The organism is Hoeflea sp., assembly GCF_984452065.1.
In genome coordinates, this window is record NZ_CFHWAF010000221.1 from 1 (window position 1) to 4,395 (window position 4,395).

Genomic DNA, 4,395 nt, shown 5'->3' on the forward strand with positions numbered 1-4,395 from the left:
CCGACGCTCGTCATATTGGTCCTCCGCGGCGTACTGCCGGTCCTCTATGTCGTCTTCGTCTCGTTCCACCAGTGGAACCCCTTCGCGGCCAACCCCGAGATCACCTTCAACGGGGCCGACAATTTCCGGCGCCTCGTCTTCGACGAGAGGTTCCTGGCCTCCCTGGGGGCGACCGGCGCCTTCGTCTTCTTCGCCGTCCTGACCCAGCTGGTTCTCGGCTACGCCCTGGCGCAGGCCTTCATGAAGGACTTCCCCGGCAAGGCGATCTTCCGAACCATCCACACCCTGCCGCTGATCATGGCGCCGATCATCGTCGGCTCGGTCTGGAAGCTGATGACGACGCCATCCATCGGAATCATCCCCCATCTGCTGGACAGCTGGTTCGGCTTCGACCTGAATATCGGCAACAGCGCCCTGGCGGCCTTCGCGGTGACCGTTGTGATGGATGTCTGGCACTGGACGCCACTGGTCACGCTCACCCTGATCGCAGCGCTGGTGTCGCTGCCGCCGGACCCGTTCGAGCAGGCCCAGATCGACGGCGCGGGCAGATGGCAGATTTTCTGGCACATCACGCTGCCCATGATCGCGCCGGCGGTCCTGGCGACCCTCTTCATCCGCCTGATGGACGCGCTGCGCACCGTCGACGAGGTGCTCATGCTGACCGGAGGAGGGCCGGGGTCAGCGACGCGGTTCGTGGGCGTGCATATCTTCAAGGAAGTCTTCCCCCGCACCAATTACGGCTACGGCTCGGCGATCTCGGTCATCGTCCTCTACATCACGATCGTCATCTGCTGGGCGCTCTACACGGGCATGCTCGCCCCCCGAAAGCCGCGAAAGGGGTAGAAGAGGATGAAGAAGACCAACCCCTGGCTCCTGGTCCTGATCTGGATCCTGATCAGCTTTCTGACGCTGTTCCCGATCTACTGGCTCTTCGTCATCTCGGTGAAGCCCGCCGTGGACCTGTTCACGACGCCGCAGATCATCCTGCGCGACATCTACTGGCAGAATTACATTGACGTCCTGAACGACCGCACCTTGCGGGAATATATGCTGAACTCGCTCATCATTTCTTCCAGCAACGCGGTGCTCTGCACGATCCTGGGCTTTTTCGCCTGCTATGCCCTGACGCGGTTCAATCTCGGCGGGCGGGAATCGATCTTCTTCTGGACGATCACGAACCGGATGGCGCCACCGGCGGTCTTCCTGCTGCCGCTGTTCCTCTTGATGACCCAGGCCTACCGCATCGGGGACTTCACGCTGCTGGACACGCGTATCGGAATGGTTCTGGTCTACTGCACCTTCAACTTGCCCTTCGCAATCTGGACGCTGCGCCCGACGCTGGACGCCATTCCGCGCGAATTGGAGGAGGCCGCCTATGTGGACGGCGCAAGCACCTGGAAGGTTCTGACCGAGATCGTCCTGCCGCTGTGCCGGCCGGGCCTGGCCGTGACGCTGATCCTGACCTGGATGTTCGCATGGAACGAATATCTGCTGGCGGCGACGCTGACCAATTTCAACGCGCGCACGCTCACCACAGGGCTGTCGGAATATGTCACCACCACCGGCACAGCCTGGGGCACGATGGCCACCATCTCGGTCTTCACGCTCATCCCGGCGCTGCTGGTCTTCGGCCTCGTCCAGAAGCATATCGTGACCGGGCTGACCTTCGGCGCGGTGAAAGGGTGATCCGATGAAGACCGACGGCGAAGACCGGCTTGCCTCCGCCCCGCCGGAAGACCGGCGGGAGCGGGACGCCGCCGTGGAAAGGCAGGGCTTCCTGCCCATCGAGACCAACTGGTTCGACCGTCTGTTCATCGCCGTGGTGATCTGGATCGCCCTGTGCCTGTTCTGGTTCCGCTTCGTCGAGCCGCCGGGCCTGTCGATCTGGATCGCCAACGCCATCGGCATCGCGCTTGCCGCGCTGCTCATCCGCAAGGGGTAGCCGCATGAAATCGCTCGTTCTGGAACGCAAGGACGAACTCTCGCTGCGCGATTATCCGCAGATCGACCGCGACGAGGAGCGCCTTGGCGCGCATGACGTGCGGATCGAGCTCCATACGGTGGGCATTTGCGGGTCGGACGTCCATTACTATACGCAAGGGCGGATCGGCCCCTTCGTGGTGCGCGAGCCGATGATCCTGGGGCACGAGGCGTCGGGCACGGTGATCGAGACCGGCGAGGCGGTGACGACGCTCAAGGCCGGCGACCGGGTCTGCATGGAGCCGGGCATGCCCGATCCCGACAGCAGGGCGACGCGGCTGGGGATGTACAATGTCGATCCCGCGGTGCGGTTCTGGGCGACGCCGCCGGTGCACGGCATCCTCCGGCCGACCTGCGTGCATCCCGCGGTGTTCACCTACAGGCTGCCCGACAATGTGAGCTTCGCCGAGGCCGCGATGGTCGAGCCGCTCGCCGTCGGCGTGCACGCCGCCGCGAAGGCACGCATCCGGCCCGGCGATGTCGGGGCCGTGCTGGGTGCGGGTCCGATCGGGCTGGTCACCGCGCTCGCGGCGCTGGCCTCAGGCTGCGCGCGGGTCTATGTCACTGACCTGTCCGAGACAAAACTTGGCATCGCGGCCGGCCTGAGCCCCGCGATCACGCCGGTGGACGCCCGCGACGGGAATCTGGCCGCCCTGGTGGGGCGCGGCACCGGCGGCTGGGGCGCGGATGTGGTGTTCGAGGCGACGGGCTCGCCCCAGGCGGCCGCGCGTGTGTTCGAGCCGCTGGCCCCCGGCGGCTGCGTGGTGATGATCGGTGGCCAGCCCGACCCGATCAGCTACGATTCCGGCGCCGCGATGGTGCGCGAGGCGCGGGTCGAGAACGTCTTCCGCTACGCCCATGTCTTTCCGCGCTGCGTCGCCATGCTGGCCTCGGGCGCGATCGACGTGAAGCCGCTCATCACCCGGACGTTCGAGTTCGACGACAGCGTTCGTGCCTTCGAGCGCGCCGCCTCGGCCCCACCGGAAGATGTCAAGATGCAAATCGTGCTGCCGCAATAGGGAGGCGCCAATGGCCGATGTGAAGATCGACAATGTGGTCAAGCGGTACGGCGCCGTTCAGGTCATGCACGGTGTGAGTATCGACATCGAGGATGGTGAGTTCGTCGTCCTGGTCGGTCCCTCCGGATGCGGCAAATCCACACTTCTTAGAATGCTTGCGGGATTGGAGGAGATAAGCGACGGCACCATTTCCATCGGCCCCAAGGTGGTCAACGACGTTCTGCCCAAGGAGCGCGACATCGCCATGGTGTTCCAGAGCTATGCGCTCTATCCGCACAAGACAGTGTTCGACAATATCGGTTTCCCGCTCAGGATGGCCAAGCGCCCGGCCGTGGAAATCCAGGAGAAGGTACGGGCCGCCGCCGAAACCCTCGACCTCGGCCATCTGCTGGACCGGTTTCCCAAACAGCTGTCCGGCGGCCAGCGGCAGCGTGTTGCGATGGGCCGCGCGATCGTCCGCGATCCTCAGGTCTTCCTCTTCGACGAACCCCTGTCGAACCTCGACGCCAAGCTGCGGGTGACGATGCGGGTCGAGATAAAGGAACTCCACCACCGTCTTGGGACGACAATCGTCTATGTGACGCACGATCAGATCGAGGCCATGACGATGGCCGACAAGATCGTTGTCATGAAGGACGGACGAGTGGAGCAGATCGGCGCTCCGCTTGATCTCTACGACCGCCCGCGCAACGTCTTTGTCGCCGGCTTCATAGGTTCGCCTTCAATGAACTTCATACGCGGGAAAATTGCATCGAAAGAGGGAGGCAAGGTCTTTGTTTCAGATGGCGGCCTTCAGCTTCCACTGCCCGAAGCGTCGCCGGCGGACGGAATGGAAGTCACCTATGGAATCCGTCCCGAGCATATTGAGATAGGTGAAGGCGGCGTGGAACTGAATGTCGTCGTCGTCGAGCCGACCGGTTCAGAGACCCAAATTTTTGCCAAGTCGGGCAATGAATTGCTGGACGCCATTGTCAAGGAGCGCGTCTCGGCGCGCCCTGGTGAGCCGATAAGCTTCAGAATCGATCCTTTGAAGGTACATCTCTTCGACGCCGGAACCGAGCAGCGTATTTGAATGAAGCATGTTCGTGACCGTGCAATGCGCGCAAACCGTGGGGGCCATGATCCTTGCTCCTGACGGCCGGATCGAATGCCCGCAGATCGGCACGCTCGACAGAAAACAGGCCGCTTGCCTGGCCGGTCTGGCGCCCATGACACGCCAATCGGGAAAATGGAAAGGCAAGGCCTTTATCCAGGGCGGCCGGAAATTCCTGCGCGATGCTCTCTACATGCCGGCGCTGGTCGCTATCCGATTCAATCCCGACCTCAAACACAAATACCAATCAATGATCAACGCGGGAAAACCACCAAAAGTCGCAATAACAGCCATCATGCGAAA

Annotated in this window: 5 protein-coding genes and 1 pseudogene; all 6 read left to right on the plus strand. The window is 63.0% G+C overall.

All coding sequences use genetic code 11. From position 1 onward, the window contains the following. A partial coding sequence (locus tag AC5E6N_RS23490; RefSeq protein ID WP_491750078.1) for a carbohydrate ABC transporter permease occupies positions 1-843 on the plus strand: 843 nt, incomplete at its 5' end. Between the two features lie 6 nt (positions 844-849). After that, complete coding sequence (locus tag AC5E6N_RS23495) at positions 850-1,686, plus strand: carbohydrate ABC transporter permease (protein ID WP_491690738.1); 837 nt, start codon at positions 850-852, stop codon at positions 1,684-1,686. Between the two features lie 4 nt (positions 1,687-1,690). Next, positions 1,691-1,942 carry a DUF2160 family membrane protein gene (locus AC5E6N_RS23500; protein ID WP_491750079.1) on the plus strand — a complete coding sequence of 84 codons (252 nt, stop codon included), beginning with the start codon at positions 1,691-1,693 and terminating at the stop codon, positions 1,940-1,942. Between the two features lie 4 nt (positions 1,943-1,946). Continuing rightward, positions 1,947-2,999 carry an NAD(P)-dependent alcohol dehydrogenase gene (locus AC5E6N_RS23505; RefSeq protein ID WP_491750080.1) on the plus strand — a complete coding sequence of 351 codons (1,053 nt, stop codon included), beginning with the start codon at positions 1,947-1,949 and terminating at the stop codon, positions 2,997-2,999. Positions 3,000-3,009: 10 nt separating this feature from the next. After that, positions 3,010-4,071 (plus strand): ABC transporter ATP-binding protein, encoded by a 1,062-nt coding sequence (locus tag AC5E6N_RS23510; protein ID WP_491750081.1) that lies wholly within the window; start codon positions 3,010-3,012, stop codon positions 4,069-4,071. 79 nt (positions 4,072-4,150) lie between these two features. Further along, positions 4,151-4,395, plus strand: a pseudogene (locus tag AC5E6N_RS23515) (transposase); the annotation flags it as partial.

Coding starts and splice junctions, on each gene's coding strand:
- AC5E6N_RS23510 (WP_491750081.1), top strand. CDS start 3,010: ATGGCCGATGTGAAGATCGACAATGTGGTCAAGCGGTACGGCGCCGTT.
- AC5E6N_RS23505 (WP_491750080.1), top strand. CDS start 1,947: ATGAAATCGCTCGTTCTGGAACGCAAGGACGAACTCTCGCTGCGCGAT.
- AC5E6N_RS23500 (WP_491750079.1), top strand. CDS start 1,691: ATGAAGACCGACGGCGAAGACCGGCTTGCCTCCGCCCCGCCGGAAGAC.
- AC5E6N_RS23495 (WP_491690738.1), top strand. CDS start 850: ATGAAGAAGACCAACCCCTGGCTCCTGGTCCTGATCTGGATCCTGATC.